Below are 15,065 nucleotides of genomic sequence, written 5' to 3'. Positions count from 1 at the left end.
ACAGACTTATTTTGTATTTTTGTAAATCTCAAAACTCATCTGCCTGATCAGCAGACAACAGCAAAATGATTATGAATAAGATTCGGAAAGCATTCTCTTGGAGCATCGGAAAATGTCGTGTTTTATGGCTTTGGTACAAGGGACTATATAAAGGTAGAGCGTGGTATATAAAAACCGGCGTTGCACTTGTATCGGGTATGATTGCTCTTTTTCTGTATCTCGGCATGGTGGATATCAATTTTCTCTGGCTATTCGGCAAGTCACCAGGCTTCGCTCAGATCATGCATCCCAACACGTCAGAGGCTTCCGAAATTTACAGTGCAGACAATAAACTCATCGGAAAATATTTTAATGAGAATCGGACACCTGTTAAATACGAGGAAGTAAATCCGCAATTTTGGCACGCTTTAATCGATACCGAAGACGAAAGATTCTACCATCATTTTGGCATCGACTTCCAAGGAATGTTTGCAGCGATGAAAGATGCACTCATTCATCATGATGCTCGCGGTGCATCCACCATCACCCAGCAATTGGCTAAAAATATGTTTCGCGTGCGAACACAGTATTCCACAGGTCTTCTCGGCAAAATTCCGGGGATTCGAATCCTCGTAATGAAGAGTAAGGAATGGATTATCGCATTGAAACTCGAAATGCTTTACGATAAGAAAGACATCATCACGATGTATGCAAACACTGTGGATTTCGGTTCAAATTCATTCGGCATCAAGACAGCTTGCAAGACTTATTTCAATACAACACCCAGAGACATCACCACAGAACAAGCAGCCGTGCTCGTGGGTATGCTTAAAGCAACCACGCACTACAACCCGATCACCTATCCGCAGAATAGCCTTCGCCGTCGAAATGTGGTTCTCAACAATATGGTTACACATGGAGATTTATCTAAACAGGCTTTCGAGTCGCTCTCTGCTGAGCCAATCAAACTGAATTACAACGTTGAAACCAATTATGACGGACAAGCAAAATACTTCCGTGAAGCTGTTGCCGACTATCTCAAAGACTGGTGTCGTGACAATGGTTACGACCTTTATAGCAGCGGATTGAAGATATATACCACCATCGACACACGTATGCAGAAGTATGCCGAAGCTGCTGCCATCAAGCAAATGAAACAGGTTCAGCGAAACTTCAATAATCATTGGGGCAACAAAGATCCGTGGATAGATGAGAATGGAAAAGTTATTCCCAATTTCATTGAGAATATTGCACAGCGCCAACCTGTGTATAAATCCTTGATAGCAAGGTTTCCCAACAATCCCGATTCCATCAAATATTACCTCAACAAACCGCATACCGTCAAATTGTTTGATTACGAAAAGGGTGTGATAGAGAAAGAACTGTCGACAATGGACTCTATTCGGTACATGGTTCATTTCATGCACTGTGCTTTCTTAGCCATGGAACCGCAGACGGGAGCAGTCAAAGCATGGGTCGGCGATATTGATTTCAATTCATGGAAATATGATAAAGTGACGGCCATGCGCCAACCCGGATCTACGTTTAAACTGTTTGTCTATACCGAAGCAATGAACCAAGGTTTGACACCTTGTGACAAACGACGCGACGAATATATCTCGATGCAAGTCTATGACAAACGCAAACACGAGATGACGACATGGACTCCATCCAATGCCAACGGCTCGTTTTCGGGCGATTCGATGGCATTGAAAGCGGCGTTCGCTCGCAGCATCAATTCTGTTGCCGTGCGTTTAGGTCAAGAAATGGGCATCGCCCGCATTATCGAAACAGCCCACAAAATGGGAATCAAGAGTCCTTTGGACAACGCTCCATCACTCGCTTTGGGTTCGAGCGATGTCAATTTGCTCGAGATGGTAAATGCTTATGCAACGGTGGCCAACGATGGGAAGCATCATGAGCCGGTCTTGGTGACACGCATTTTGGATAAAGACGGACACGAAGTCTATACAGCTCCCACCGGCGAAGAGCAAGTCATTCCTTATAAAAGTGCATTCCTCGTCCAGCAACTCTTACAAGCCGGTATGCGCGAACCTGGCGGAACATCGATGAGTTTATGGGGATATGTAGGTAATTATCGTGATACCGACTTCGGCGGTAAGACCGGAACATCTAACAATCACTCTGATGCGTGGTTTATGGGAGTGAGTCCCAAGCTCGTTGTCGGTGCTTGGGTGGGAGGCGAATATCGGTCTATCCATTTCCGCACAGGTGCTTTGGGACAAGGAAGCAGAACAGCTTTGCCGATATGCGGCTATTTTTTAGAAGCCGTTTTCAAAGATCCCACATTCAAACAATATCATGCGAAATTCCCAGCAGCCAAAGACGGCGACATCACACGCGACATGTATAATTGTGCCAGCTATTATCCGCATGCCCGTCGAGACACCACCCAACGCGACAGCACAAATATTTCAGAAGGCGAGATGATACTTGATGAGAACGGAAATCCCATTCAGCAACAAACGAATCCTAACGAAGCAGGAAACGATAAGACCGAGAAAAAAGAGGGAAAACACACTCGTCCCACTGAGCGAGAAGTGAATCTGGATGATTTATAAGCTAAAACGACCGTGACAGAAACCCACTTCGAGCACATCGATTTAGATAATCCGGAGTTGCAAAATGCACTCCAAATCATACAATTTACCCGTCGCTCGCTTTTCCTTACAGGTAAAGCGGGGACGGGTAAATCGACATTCCTGCGTTACATAGCTGCTACCACCAAGAAAAAACACATCATTCTGGCACCTACCGGTATTGCAGCAATCAATGCAGGAGGTTCCACACTGCACAGTTTCTTTAAACTTCCGTTCCATCCTCTATTACCGAACGACTCACGATATAGCATTCGAAATATTCGAGATACATTGAAATACAACGGTGAAAAGCTCAAACTCATTCGTGAAGTAGAGCTGATTATCATTGATGAAATCAGTATGGTACGGGCCGACATCATCGATTTTATCGACAAAGTATTGCGCATCTATAATCGGAATATGCGCGAGCCTTTTGGCGGAAAACAACTCCTGCTTGTCGGAGACATTTATCAATTGGAACCAGTCATGAAAGAAGACGATCGTCGACTGCTCCTTCCTTTTTACAACTCGGGCTTCTTCTTCGATGCCAAAGTCTTCTCCGAGATACAACTTGTGTCAATCGAACTGATGAAAACCTATCGCCAACGTGATCCTTCATTTATAAACATTCTCGACCACATACGAATTTCACAAGTCAGCGATGCCGAATTAGAAAGGCTCAACCAACAAGTGGGCGGCTCAATCGAAACCGAAGGAGATCAGCTGGCCATCACGCTGTCGGCTCGAAGAGACACGGTCGACTACATCAATACCCACCAATTGGAACAACTTCCGGGCGAAACGATCCACTTTCGAGGTTCTATCACGGGCGAATTTCCAGAGAACAACCTCCCCACCCCACTCGATCTCGAACTCAAAACGGGTGCACAGATTCTTTTTATCAAGAATGACAAAGACAAACAATGGGTCAACGGCACTCTCGGTATTATCACGGGGATCAGCGACGAACAACAAGAGAGCAAAATATACGTTCGCACCGAAGACGGCCGCGACCTTGATGTGAAACGTGAAGCATGGAGCAATGTGCGCTACACATTCAATGAAAAGGAGCAAAAGATAGAGGAAGAAGAAATTGGAACCTATACCCAATTCCCCATCCGACTGGCTTGGGCAATCACAGTGCACAAAAGCCAGGGACTCACTTTCAAACACGTAAAGATCGATTTCACAGGAGGTGTCTTTGCAGGAGGCCAAACCTATGTGGCCCTCTCACGCTGCACATCGCTCGAAGGCATCAGTCTGAGCGAACCCATTCGCCGTAACGATGTCTTTGTTCGACCCGAAGTCATAAACTTTGCACGTAATTACAACAATCCGAATATCATCCATTCGGCCCTGCAACAAAGCAAAGCCGACAAGGAATATCACGATGCGGCAATCGCTTTCAATCAAGGCGATATGCAAACAACCCTCGACCAATTCTTCTTGGCCATCCACAGTCGTTACGATATAGAACATCCAGCCTCCAAACGGCTCATTCGTCGCAAACTGAACTTGATCAATCGCCAACGGGAAGAGATTGCTCGATTACACAAAGCCCTTCAATCCAAGGAGAAGTTCCTCAAACGTTTGGCTGTAGAATATACCATGATGGGGCGCGACTGTGAACGCGAGCACATGCCCGAAGCCGCTATTCGAAACTACGAAAAAGCCCTCGAACTATGTCCGGACGTGCCCGAAGCCAAGCGAAGACTCAATAAATTGAAACCCAACAAATAACTTTTCTCCACCATTTCTTGCACAGTTAAGATTTATTACTTACCTTTGCCCCCAGTCTCCGCTTTCGCCTCCTTCGCTCCCTAAGTTAGGGGGATGGGGGTCTGAACAAGAGAGAGGCCGATCAAAAGGATCAAACGAAAAGTATGATTAAACAAGCAAATATAAACAGCAGCACAGCGATGCAAAGAAACTCGGATTTCCTTGCATCTTTTAACGCTTTATATTTGCATATCTCGGAAAAAGTCTTAACACACACACACACACACACACATCGCACCTGGCGTAACCGCCTTTCACGTCTCATCCTACGCGCGCGCGAGGGGAGACGACTAAACCCCAATAAGCAAAGGGCTCACGAGGAGTTCCCTTTGTTCGCTTTTTCATGCCCGTGCATCAAATGGCAGAAATGAAAATAACATAACCATCAATACTTAATTCAACAACTTTAATTGTAAAAAATATGAAAACAAAAAACAAGGTGGGATATATTCCTCCAAAATGTAAAATCATTCAAGCAGAAACAGAGAATTTTATTTGTACTACCATCACTCCTCATATGCAAGCCTCAGGAGAAGAAGGTTGGGACCCGGCGACGGGGCATACCGGTGGAGACATGTATATCGGTGAATACGAGTCGATAGCTCCTTAATACCCTAACAAAGAAATTATAAGATATAAATAATAAAACAAACAATGAAAATACGTTTATTCAGATTATCAGTATATCTGATAGTGTTTATTACCGGCATTTTATTGGCAGCCTGCAGCAATGAGCATGACAATATTACAGAGAAGGAAGACGCAGTTAGTGTGAATGGAATTAAATTCAAAGTGCAGTTCTTCGATTATGATACGACAAAAGTAGAAACACGATCGGCTGCTATTCACACTCGTGATACCCTCCGGCATGATACCGTAAGCATAGGCAATGCTGATGGCAGAAGTTTGCGTAACAAGCGACACACTTTTGCAGAAACCTGTATCACCGGCCCAAACGCGTGCTCTTAGCAACGGTATTTATCTTCTTGTTGCTTATCAATCCGGGGTGCTGAAAGGGGCTCTTGTGGGAACTATCAGTGGCGGAGTTTTCTCGCCCAATCCGGGTTATAATAAAAGTCTTTCACTGACTCCGGGAACATATACCTTTATTCTCACTAATCAGTATTTTCAGTCTATAGGAAATGAGCTGAGGATGGATCGTACCGCTGCCGGAAAGGCAATGATCGGAAAGCTGGATAATGTTGTGATTACCCCGACTCCCAGAGACCAAACACTCACACTCACATTCTCACTCAAGCATGTAGGATCGCTGGTAGCAACGGTGCTCCGCTCAGACGTCCCTATCGGGGAAGGTCAAATAACGGGTTATCTTTTTGCGCATGGCAGTCCGATGATCGGAACTTTTACGATGCCGGCAAATTCTTACAGCACCCCTTCCGTGGGCGATTATGTTATAGGAAATCTCTATTATAAGGCCAGTTCTCCACTTTCGGGCACCAACTATGCTTGGCAAAACGACTATCTGCCCCTCTTACCTCTGACATTAGGCAGTAATTTGAGCCTTGTGTTTACCGGGGGAAATCTTTTTAATCAAAATCTTACCGGGTACCATCTTCGGTTTAACACAACGCCTAATTTTTATGCCGACTTAAACAAGATTTATCACATACAGGTTAATCTGTGGCCCAACTTTCTCTATCTGATGAACGACGGCTCGGTGGCGCTTACGCGCGATGTTCCCGCGAAGGTGGCTGTCGGATTGCAGCCCATCGGTCTCGTGTTGAGCCGAAGTCATCGCATGGCCATTGCTTTGCACGATGTCCCAATGGGGCCAAACAACATTTATACCCGCAGATTTGATTTAATCAGTACAACCACAGCCAACAATTATCCTTACGAATGGTATATCAATGATATGGACGGGTGGCGCTACACCTGGGATCCGAATTATGTGGCACATCGCCCTCCCGGGACAACCGTTCTTTATCCAAGAGCCGACCAGGACAATTATGCCACAGGCATTCTACTCGATGGGTCATGCTGGCGTGCAGCAGGATATTTCAATCCCGGCCCTCCATTGATAGGTAGCCTTGCCGGTGGCAAAAAGTCGTATCTCCCTACAATAGGCGAATGGAAGTACCTCATTTCAGCCTTACATGCCGGTTCCATAGCCGGTGCGCCTACCGAAGTAAGCATCAATGCAAACATGGCAAATAGGGCTTTTACTCAATTTGGAGGCGGAACAGTCCCCAACGGATTTTATTATACAAGTACGGAGATTAATCCGGGCTTTACAAACTGTTCTTGGAATGTCAAAATGGAACCTGTTGGAACGTCATATAATCTCAAATTGAATGTATTGCATGGAAGTAATATTTACGGCGTGAAAGTTCGCCCGTTCTTTAAATATTAGGCAAAATAGTGAGTGTTTCTTATCCGTAGGAAAATTAATGCAGATAAAGACAGAGGTAAATTTACTTTTTAGTAGTAGAAATTGCTCGAAAATGAGTGCTGAAAAGCAGAACTACGTGTAAAACTACTCAGAAACGCATGTAAATTTGTTCCTAACAGCATTTTTTGCCCGGATACGGGTGTCGAAAAGCAGAATCATGCGTAAAACTACTCAGATACGGGTGTAAATTTGCTCCAAACGATAAAAACTACTCAGATACGGGCGTAAATTTGCTCCAAACGATAAAAACTACTCAGATACGGGTGTTGAAGACTAAAAAACAGTTCAGGCTGCCTTTCAACACCCGTATCTTGCTTAAATTATTCATCTTTTCAATAAAAACGACATGGAAATAAAATCAATCCGCAAGTTTTCGCTCCAAAACATGGAGCACTTCCAGTTTGCCGGCCACGTGTTGGCCATGTGTAAAACGGCTAACATCGAGAAGCTCAACCCGTTGCTCGCACCCCTCGAAGCGGCCATCGGCAAGGAGGACGAAGCGCTCAACCTGCCGCAGAAAATGGAGGGCACACGCGAGTTGAGCGAACTCGACAGCGCCCGCGACAAAGCCTATCGCGTGCTCACGCTGCTGCTCGACGCGTGCCTGCTCGACACCAACAAAAACATCGCGGGTCCGGCACAGATGCTGCGCGACATCCTCGATCGCTACCCCGACACAGCCGCACAAAATTATGCCAAAGAAACGGCCATGATCCAAAACCTGATCACCGATCTCAACACGCCCGAGGCCAAGTTAAGCGTCGGTCGCACGAATCTGCAAGGCGCCGTGACCCGCCTCACAGCCGCCAACGCCGCCTTCGACAAATGCTTCCAAGCGCGATTTAAGAAAACGATCCCCACCGGCACGTTCGACATCAAAGCCCTGCGCGCCAACACCGACGCGGCGCTCAACGCCGTGCTGCGCCGCATCGATTCGCTCGACGACCTCGAACCCAGCGCGAAAATTACGGCCCTCATCAACGAGTACAACGCCGTGGTCGACAATCGTCACACGCTCCTGGCCAACCGCGCCGCCACGAACAAAGCCCGCGCCGAGAAGCAGCTCGAGGCGCTCCGCAAAGAACTCGCCCCGCTGATCCGCCGCTTTGAGGAAGCCAACGGCATCGCCCCCAACGTCCTCACTTTTACCGGAAAAACGCAAGGCTCCGGCAAAAAGAAAGCCTATGAATTGGCTTACAGCACCGATCCGAAACGGACGCTGTGGGTTGTGCGCGAGAAGGATGAGCTGAAAGAAGTGAAAGAGTGAAAAAATGAATTAACCGGGGAAAGGGTGAAAAGATGGGTGATGGCTGTCTTTTCACCTTTTTGCTGTGTGGGGTAGGTGCGGTAGGTCGATTTATGATTCGCTTACGCGCAATCATAAATCATTCAACACTACTCAGTCCACATCGCGCTTTGTGCAACGGTTATGTTCGGGGAAGACAACGGTGGGCTTGAACGTCTTGGCTTCTTCGAAATCCATCAGTGCATAAGAGATGATGATTACGGTGTCGCCGACCTGCACTTTGCGTGCAGCTGCACCGTTCAAACAAATGCAACCGCTGCCTCGCTCGCCCTTGATGATGTAGGTTTCCAAGCGTTCGCCGTTGTTGTTATCCACGATCTGCACTTTCTCGCCGGCAATCAAATGAGCGGCATCCATCAAATCTTCGTCGATCGTGATACTGCCCATATAATTCAGATTGGCCTCTGTCACCTGAACGCAGTGCAACTTCGATTTCAATACTTCTATCATCATCGTTTTAATACTCCTCTCTTGGGCTCTCTATATTTGATATGATCAATCAGACGAATGGGCGTGGCGCCGCAATAGACGGTAATACAACCCACGATATACGGCGAATCGTTCCAGGAGCTGACTTCCTGCAAAGTTTCTCCGTCGACGATCGAGAAATATTCAACCTCCAAACCTTGGACGGAGTTGATATCTGTCGTGACTTTTTCCACGGTCTCTTTCACCGAATGCGCTTTCGCATAATCGACGCTTGCCAACAGTGATTGATAGATCGCCGGGACAATTTCGCGCTCTTGGGGCGTGAGCAAAGCGTTTCGACTACTTTTGGCAAGTCCGTCCGGATCTCTGACAATATCACATTCGACGATCTGAATATTTAAGTTGAGGAATCGGACTAATTGTTTGATGACGGCGATTTGCTGCCAATCTTTTTCTCCGAAATAAGCTCTCGTCGGCCGCGTGATATAAAACAGTCGCTGACAACTTGACAAACGCCATTGAAATGTCCCGGCCGCTTTGCTCCTTCCATCACGGTGCTAACGGGAGGAAACTCAAAACGACGCGTGTCGGGCACGGGATATATCTCGCCGACGGATGGAGCAAAGACATAATCGGCACCCACCTGTTCCAGCAACAGACAGTCGGCATCCAGCGTCCGCGGGTATCTCTCTAAGTCGTTGGGATCATTAAATTGCGTAGGATTCAAGAAAACGGAAACAATGGTAATGTCATTCTCGGCAACACTGCGCCTCACCAATGATGTATGACCTTCGTGCAAAGCTCCCATAGTGGGCACGAGTCCGATATTTTTACCTTCTTTCCGAAGAACAAACAGCTCATTTTGGAGGTCGACAATCTTATCAAATACTTTCATTTCATCTATTTTCTTTTGCGCTGCAAAAATACGATCATTTTCCTTAAAGAAGAAGGAATAATTATAAAAATATCCCAATAAAAATGCACTTTATCGTTAAATCCACGCTGAATCAGCCCTGTGTGAAGTATTTTTACTATCTTTGCAAGCCAAGAAAACAAGTTAGAGTATGGCTAAGAAAATCCTATTCATCAATCAAGAGATAGCTCCGTATGTTCCGGAAACCGAATTATCCGTTATGGGTCGCGAACTTCCGCACAAGATTCAAGATGAAGGACTAGAAATCCGGACATTCATGCCCAAGTGGGGAAATATCAATGAACGTCGCGGACAGTTGCACGAGGTAATCCGTTTGTCGGGAATGAATCTCATCATCAACGATACCGACCACCCGTTGATCATCAAAGTAGCTTCCATACCATCATCACACATTCAGATATACTTTATTGATAACGACGACTATTTCGCCAAACGACAGATGGCTACGGATGAATCGGGCGTGGAATATGCTGATAACGGTGAGCGCGCCATCTTCTTTGCACGTGGTGTTTTGGAGACAGTTAAGAAACTGCGTTGGGCTCCCGACGTAATCCAATGCCAAGGATGGATGGCTGCCGTCATACCGTTTTATATCAAAACAGCTTATAAAGATGAGCCGTCTTTTGCCAACACAAAGGTTGTGACATCATTGTTCCACGATCGCTTGAAAACAGATTTGGGCGACAATTTCAAACATTCCGTTGCGTTTAGAGAAGCAAAAGCCTCACTTTTGAAACCTTATGCCGAGAAATTCGACTTCTTCGAATTGGGCAAATTAGCAATAGACTATTCCGACGGTGTGATCGAAGCCACTCCCAAAGCCAACGAAGATTTACTCAAATATGCCCAGGAAAAAGGTCTTCCCTTATTGAATTATCCGGGCGAAGACTTCGGCAGCGCTTATAAAGATTTCTATAATCAGATCTTCCCAGATCAAGATTAATCACTTGTCATTTTCTTTTCACAATGAAACTTCAATTATTAGGAGGTCTGCTCATCGCCATATTGGCGCTCAGTTCATGTGACGACACGACGAATGATATCGGTTCCAGTCTCACGAATAATATCGACAAATTGGAAATCACCACTGATACTTTCACTATTTCCACACGTTCTATCTCGGCCGACTCCGTTCTTGCCCGCAACAGTACAGCTTATTTGGGAAAAATCCGAGACCCGGAGACAGGCGATTATGTCACAGGCGATTGTATGATTCAGTTCCACACATTAGAAGACTACACTCAAAATTTCCCCATACGCGATAGCGTTGCCAGCAAGCTCAATGGCGAAATCATAGCGACTCATGCGATATTCGTCTCTTTTACAGGAGTTTCTACGGCGATTCTTTGGCTGCTATGAAGCTCACGGCATACGAAATGGGCAAACCGATGGAGGAAGACGTGAAATATTATTCCAACTTTGATCCGTCGAAAGAGGGATATTTGCGCACTAACGGACTGCAAGTAGATCAAACCTACACGTTGACTGATTTGAGCGTAAACCCCAAAGAGCGAAATTCCAAAAAATATTCGCACAATGTTCGCATCCGACTCGATAAAGAATATACCGATAAAGACGGAACCGTTTATAATAACTACGGAACTTATGTGATGCGTAGCTACTACAAAAATCCGGCTAATTTCAGAAACTCTTACCGATTCATACACAATGTTGTGCCCGGTTTCTTCCTGAAAAGTCAAAGCGGTTTGGGATCGATGGCCTACATTACGAACAGTCAGTTGAATATATATATAAGGTATAAGACAACTGTCAAGTCAAAAGATCGCAAACGCGACAGTCTCGTTATAGCATCGGGCATTGCATCGTTTGCAGGAACTGAGGAAGTATTGCAGAAGACTACCGTGACAAACGATCACAACATACTTCCCAAATTGGTTGCAGACAACACGTGTACATATCTGAAAACGCCGGCAGGAATATTCACCGAGATAACCATTCCAGTAGAACAGATACTCTCAAAGCATAAGAACGATACCATCAATTCGGCCAAAGTGGTGCTGACCCGTATCAATAACAGCGTGCAAAGCGATTATGCATTGAAAGCGCCCACCACTTTACTGATCATTCCCAAAGATAGTCTCTACTCGTTTTTCGAGAACGATCGCATTACAAACAACAAAAATTCATTCCTCGCGACGTATGATAAAGGAACGAGTTATAACTACAATACTTACACATTCAACAACATTTCGGGGTTGATCTCAGCCATGAATAGATCAGATAAGAAGTCGGCCAACTGGAATAAAGCGGTTATTATCCCCGTCAACACAACTTATGTAACGAGCAAAAACGCTATGGGCAACGACGTCAATATACTGACCCGCATCGTTCACGACATGTCGATGACGAGCACCAGATTAGTCGGCGGAAGCCACAATACGAATGCCCCCGTGACGATTCAAGTCATTTACAGCAAATTTAAGTGATGGCAGACAACTTCTTAGAGCGTCATCAGCTCGATTATGAGCGGCGTAAGGCAGAGTGGTTGCGTAAGAAGGGGCATCTGCCCCTATCCAAACGCCGCCCCACTCCACCACATGACGATTAATAAAATTACATTCCATCATTATTGAAATGCGTTGACCCAAAATGTCAACGCATTTCTTTTTTCCGAAAGCTCATGATCGATCGCCAATCAGTCTATCACCATGTGCGTTACAACAAACCGTTAAATGCATTGCAATTAACGCTTCATTGTGCGTCGTTTAATAGTTAATGACAATTCAATCAACCGCTAACTGCGAAACAAAACAGGCTTACTCGGTCTCCATGAAATGATAAAGACATGGGAAATTAATTTGACAGAAAGACTTGGTTTGCAATTGTGTAAGTAGGAGAATATCCCTGCGACATAGGGTGACATCTCATTCATAAGGTTGACGTTATTGACGAAAAACATAAAAAAAGCGTTTTGGGATGTCACAAATGATGTAACTTTGCGTAATAGAAGCAAAGAACAGAGACGACATCGATGACCATCGAAGAATATAAAGAGGAAGTGGAACGCAACCGACCCCGCATGCTCGCCATCGCCCAAGGCTATCTGAAGGATGGTGATGAGGCCGAGGATGTCGTGCAGGATGTGTTACTCAAGCTCTGGCAACTGCTCGATTCGCTGCGCTTGCCCATGGGACCGCTGGCTTCGGTGTTGGTAAAAAATCGTTGTATTGACCTCATCCGGCGGCGGCAGCCGATGGTTGAAATGTCTGAAAACTTGGCAGAAGGCGAGCCGACGCGTGATGAACGCTATGCGAGGGTGATGCGAATTATTGATACGTTGCCGACATTGCAACAGACCATAATGCGCTTGCGCCATGTCGAGGGAATGGAGATGAGCGAGATAGCTGCATTGACGGGAAGCTCAGAAGTGGCTGTAAGAAAGGCGTTGAGCCGTGCCCGACAGGCCGTCAGGGAACGCTTTCGCTTATCCGAATGGGCAAAGACAAACTGACATTGGTCTTGCCTTGGCACGTGGGAAAGCGTTTGCAGGGAGTGGAAGAGAATAATGATTAAAATAACAGCATGATGAATAATGATGAAATAATCAGAGAATTGACAGACCGTTTCATGGCGGGCGAGACCTCGCTTGATGAGGAGCGGCAGCTCTATCGCTACTTTGCGGGCGGAGAGGTGGCTGAAGACTTGCGGCCGATGCGTGAGTTGTTCTGTTCGTTTGCAGCCATGAAGTCGGATGAAGAGATTGTGGCGCAGCGCAAGCCGAAGCCTGTTCGTCTGCTTGTACGCAAGGTGTTTGTGGGCGTTGCGGCCTCGGCAGCCATCATGTTTGCTGTTGGAAGCTTGTTGTGGAGTCCCGGTCGGCAGGATTATTGTGAGGCGTATGTCTATAATCGGCACGTGACTGACCCTGCACAGGTGATGCAAGAGGTTGATGGAACGCTGCAAAGTCTTCACCAGAATGATGCTGCCGGCGTTGATTCTCAGCTGCACGACATCTTCGGAACAGACTAAAATAAAACGGAAACTCATTAAATACAGCGTTATGAAACATCGCATTTTCTTGACAATCGTATTGGGACTGCTTGCCCTCGTGGGGCATGCTCAACAGGGATTGAGCGTGAATGCGCTCTTCACGGGCAAGATTGTGCCGCGCGAAGAGATGGTAGAGGTCCGCGTGAAAGGGCGTGCTATCAGCAAATATGGACTGCAGTTCTACCACAGTGTGCGTTTCAAAGCTAATGAACAGCAGCGCAAGGCCGCAGATGAATTAGTGGAACGCGACCGAAAGTTGGCTACGGGAACCGAACAGACCAACCGCAAAGGCACGGCAACGCTCATCATGAGCCTGCCACAGCAGCATGGTCTTTACCGCTATCTGTGCTATCTCACGCAGACGAAAGGCCGTTTGGCAACGGTTACTGTGGTCTATATGGAGGGAAGTGTGGCAAGTATTGCCGAATTAAGGAAATTGATAAATTAAATTATAGCTTATGAAAACAATCTTCGTTTGCCTGGCATTGGCTTTCAGCACGTCGGCCTTTGCGGCATCAACAGACAATGACACCGTGGTGGTGGAGAAGCCGCGGAAGGTCAGAATCATTACGGGCGACTCTGTTCAGCGTGTGGAAGTGTGGGGCAGTGCGACTAATCCGCTCTATCATTATGAAAACAATATCCAGTTGGTCGACAGCAACTATGTGAGCACTTCGGCTTTGAACGGTGAAACCTGGAACTTCTCTATCGCCGGTTTCAGTAAGCCTCGGAAAGGCAAAAAATCACAGAATGAATGCAAAATGCACTTTGCAGCAGGTTTCAATAATGCTGTGGGGATGCCTTCGGGTGCTGATGTCCAGCCTTTCAATTCGTGGGAACTATGGTGGATTGTGGCAGACTGGGCCTATTATCCATGGCGCAACGGTCATGCATTCTCTGTGGGTTTCGGACTCGATTGGCGTAATTATCGGATAACGGATGACCTGCGTTTTGTGAAGGATAACCGCGCGGTGGCTCTCGATTCCTATCCCGCAGGCAGCACGCCACGCTTCTCTCGCATCAAGGTTTTCAGCATCAACGTGCCTCTGCGGTATCATTATGAGGGGCGTTGGGCAGAGTTCAGCCTCGGTCCGGTTATCAATTTCAACACCTATGGCAGCTTGAAGACGCGTTACAGGCTAAATGGACACAAGGTGGAAGATGTGGATACAGATGTGCGTGTGAATCCGGTGACCGTTGATTTCATGGGTACATTCTCCGTCAAAGGCATTCCCGACTTCTATTTCAAGTATAGTCCTTGCCATCTTTTGCGCGATGGTTATGGTCCGAAGTTCAAGACATTATCATTCGGTTTAATCTTCTGAAGCGCAAGCATTCTCCCCGCTAACTTTTGAGGTTTCGGCTGCGGCCGAAACCTTGTTTTTGTAATTTTGAGGGCGTCGGGCATGGCATGCTAATTAATAAAAAGGAAAGAAATTTTTATCTTTTATTTTGCTATTCCAAAAGATTGTTATACCTTTGCCCCCGGTTCTTAGCCCCCTAAGTTAGGGGGATGGGGGTCTGAACAAGCGAGAGGCCGATCAAAAGGAACAATTAAAGAGATGATTAAACAAGCAAATATAAACAGTCGTAACGCGATGCAAAAGAACTCCA

Annotated in this window: 14 protein-coding genes and 1 pseudogene; 13 read left to right on the top strand and 2 right to left on the bottom strand. The window is 46.3% G+C overall.

Going from position 1 to position 15,065, the window contains the following annotated elements:
• Positions 1–71 precede the first annotated feature (71 nt).
• The 5 genes from JCM12259_RS04165 (at position 72) to JCM12259_RS04140 (ending at position 8,038) form a co-directional block, all read left to right on the top strand.
• Positions 72–2,561: a transglycosylase domain-containing protein gene (locus tag JCM12259_RS04165; protein ID WP_025065532.1), complete on the top strand. Its 2,490-nt coding sequence runs from the start codon at positions 72–74 to the stop codon at positions 2,559–2,561.
• 12 nt (positions 2,562–2,573) lie between these two features.
• Positions 2,574–4,319: an AAA family ATPase gene (locus tag JCM12259_RS04160; RefSeq protein WP_025065531.1), complete on the top strand. Its 1,746-nt coding sequence runs from the start codon at positions 2,574–2,576 to the stop codon at positions 4,317–4,319.
• Between the two features lie 460 nt (positions 4,320–4,779).
• Entirely contained in the window at positions 4,780–4,968 is a 189-nt protein-coding gene (locus tag JCM12259_RS04155; RefSeq protein ID WP_025065530.1) for a hypothetical protein, read from the top strand.
• A 285-nt stretch (positions 4,969–5,253) separates the two neighbouring features.
• Positions 5,254–6,732, top strand: a complete 1,479-nt coding sequence (locus tag JCM12259_RS04145; protein WP_148299567.1) for a hypothetical protein — start codon at positions 5,254–5,256, stop codon at positions 6,730–6,732.
• A gap of 385 nt (positions 6,733–7,117) precedes the next feature.
• Positions 7,118–8,038 carry a DUF6261 family protein gene (locus tag JCM12259_RS04140; RefSeq protein WP_025065527.1) on the top strand — a complete coding sequence of 307 codons (921 nt, stop codon included), beginning with the start codon at positions 7,118–7,120 and terminating at the stop codon, positions 8,036–8,038.
• Positions 8,039–8,170: 132 nt separating this feature from the next.
• Here JCM12259_RS04140 and panD read toward each other — a convergent pair whose 3' ends face one another.
• Both panD and panC read right to left on the bottom strand, forming a co-directional pair.
• Positions 8,171–8,530: an aspartate 1-decarboxylase gene (gene panD, locus JCM12259_RS04135; RefSeq protein WP_025065526.1), complete on the bottom strand. Its 360-nt coding sequence runs from the start codon at positions 8,528–8,530 to the stop codon at positions 8,171–8,173.
• Positions 8,527–9,401: pseudogene (gene panC, locus JCM12259_RS13750) on the bottom strand (pantoate--beta-alanine ligase). The gene panD and the pseudogene panC overlap by 4 nt, the downstream one beginning before the upstream one ends.
• A 169-nt stretch (positions 9,402–9,570) precedes the next feature.
• Between panC and JCM12259_RS04125 the strand changes: the two are divergent.
• From JCM12259_RS04125 to JCM12259_RS04100, 8 genes are all read left to right on the top strand, one after another.
• Positions 9,571–10,383: a glycogen/starch synthase gene (locus tag JCM12259_RS04125; protein WP_025065525.1), complete on the top strand. Its 813-nt coding sequence runs from the start codon at positions 9,571–9,573 to the stop codon at positions 10,381–10,383.
• Positions 10,384–10,406: 23 nt separating this feature from the next.
• Positions 10,407–10,799 (top strand): DUF4270 family protein, encoded by a 393-nt coding sequence (locus JCM12259_RS17600; protein ID WP_309546399.1) that lies wholly within the window; start codon positions 10,407–10,409, stop codon positions 10,797–10,799.
• Positions 10,796–11,887, top strand: a complete 1,092-nt coding sequence (locus JCM12259_RS13745) for a DUF4270 domain-containing protein (RefSeq protein ID WP_309546400.1) — start codon at positions 10,796–10,798, stop codon at positions 11,885–11,887. The genes JCM12259_RS17600 and JCM12259_RS13745 overlap by 4 nt, the downstream gene beginning before the upstream one ends.
• Complete coding sequence (locus JCM12259_RS16060; protein WP_081784151.1) at positions 11,887–12,009, top strand: dehydrogenase; 123 nt, start codon at positions 11,887–11,889, stop codon at positions 12,007–12,009. Before JCM12259_RS13745 ends, JCM12259_RS16060 begins: the two co-directional genes overlap by 1 nt.
• A gap of 423 nt (positions 12,010–12,432) precedes the next feature.
• Positions 12,433–12,912: a GFO_1088 family ECF-type sigma factor gene (locus tag JCM12259_RS04115; RefSeq protein WP_025065524.1), complete on the top strand. Its 480-nt coding sequence runs from the start codon at positions 12,433–12,435 to the stop codon at positions 12,910–12,912.
• Between the two features lie 71 nt (positions 12,913–12,983).
• A complete protein-coding gene (locus JCM12259_RS04110; RefSeq protein ID WP_081784150.1) occupies positions 12,984–13,430 on the top strand; it encodes a PG0215 family putative anti-sigma factor in 447 nt (148 codons plus the stop codon).
• Positions 13,431–13,461: 31 nt separating this feature from the next.
• A complete protein-coding gene (locus tag JCM12259_RS04105) occupies positions 13,462–13,899 on the top strand; it encodes a DUF6108 family protein (RefSeq protein WP_025065522.1) in 438 nt (145 codons plus the stop codon).
• A gap of 10 nt (positions 13,900–13,909) precedes the next feature.
• Positions 13,910–14,776, top strand: a complete 867-nt coding sequence (locus JCM12259_RS04100; RefSeq protein WP_025065521.1) for a hypothetical protein — start codon at positions 13,910–13,912, stop codon at positions 14,774–14,776.
• Positions 14,777–15,065 lie beyond the last annotated feature (289 nt).

This window comes from Hoylesella enoeca JCM 12259 (assembly GCF_000613405.1).
GTDB lineage: Bacteria > Bacteroidota > Bacteroidia > Bacteroidales > Bacteroidaceae > Prevotella > Prevotella enoeca.
This window is presented reverse-complemented; position numbering and strand designations above follow the sequence as displayed.